Source organism: Fonticella tunisiensis (genome assembly GCF_004364155.1).
GTDB lineage: Bacteria > Bacillota > Clostridia > Clostridiales > Caloramatoraceae > Fonticella > Fonticella tunisiensis.
In genome coordinates, this window is sequence record NZ_SOAZ01000062.1 from 1 (window position 1) to 1,236 (window position 1,236).

1 protein-coding gene and 1 pseudogene are annotated in these 1,236 nt (G+C 31.1%); both read right to left on the minus strand.

What is annotated here, in order from left to right; all coding sequences use genetic code 11:
* Positions 1-232: 232 nt before the first annotated feature.
* Positions 233-663: pseudogene (tnpA, locus tag EDD71_RS15090) on the minus strand (IS200/IS605 family transposase).
* A 115-nt stretch (positions 664-778) separates the two neighbouring features.
* On the minus strand, positions 779-1,039 hold the full coding sequence (locus EDD71_RS15095; RefSeq protein WP_133629526.1) for a hypothetical protein: 261 nt from the start codon (positions 1,037-1,039) through the stop codon (positions 779-781).
* Between the last annotated feature and the right edge of the window lie 197 nt (positions 1,040-1,236).

The following is a 1,236-nucleotide window of genomic DNA, read 5'->3' on the forward strand; positions in this document are numbered from 1 at the left end:
AAATCGGAATTTACATATTTCAATTATTATTCGTCTAAACCTTGACATATCAAAGGGCTACGCCCTATTTATTTTTTAATCTGCGAAACTTCTGAATCCGTAAAGGTTATATATACATAACTCAACAACCACCTGCTGAAGCAGGTGGGTTATTTGGGGAACTGGAAGTCCCATTAAGGCTAAAGCCTTCTAAAGCTACTTGCTCAAAACAACCTAAAGTATATGATTGAAATCATTCTGTAACTTTAAAAATTTCATCATCTTCTTTTCCTTGATTTTCAATATACGCTTTAATCATTTCCTCCGTTACTACACCTACTGTTGCACAAAAATATCCTCTTGCCCATAGATGTTGTCCCCAGTATCTTTTCTTCAACTCTGCAAATTCATCCTGCAGTAATTTTGATGACCTACCTTTTAAAAGTTGAACTATTCTCTTGCTGGTACCATACTTGTTGGACATGATATTAGCATATGCACATGGTCTTTGGTAATATTCCCTTTTACTATTTCTATTCCTATAGATTCACAGCCTTGCCTTAGCAGATCTCTTAATCTATATGCAATATTATTCTTCAAAATTGGATATCTATATTTTCTTACCCATACTATGTGATACTTTATATCATATACTGTATGACTGCTCTTCTTGTAATCGACCATATCATCGCCCCCCCCAATTGAATGATATGGTATTATATCCCATGTGTCAATGCTAAAGCCTCAAAAGGAATGGCTTAAAGCTCTCCACCTAAAGGTGGAGGTTTACACCTGTGAGTTAAAAATTAAGAGCAAACATTCTAATCGAATACCTGCCCAAACTATTGACATAGAGCCTCAAAAAAAGGTAGATTATTTTAGATATATCTGCAACAACTTTATCCATTTTGTACTTGTATTTTATTTTTACTGAACATTCAGTTTCATATTTTGCAATAATTAAGTTATTTTTTACTATACATAATTCTTCAATTATTAAAAATATTAAGTACCTAAATTTCATACAAACAAAACAGTTTAAATTTAAATAATCTTCCATATGAATATTTCCAAAAAACAACTAAAGGATAATACCACGCCATGAAGTATAATTTTCTTACTACAAAAAAAATCAAAGAAAGGCAGGTATTATCCTATGAATAATTGTTAAACGTCAAAATAAACCATGTTAATTTTACCTAAAAACGGCATAATAAAATCACCTTTAATACTTGTGTAAAATTAAATAATCTGACC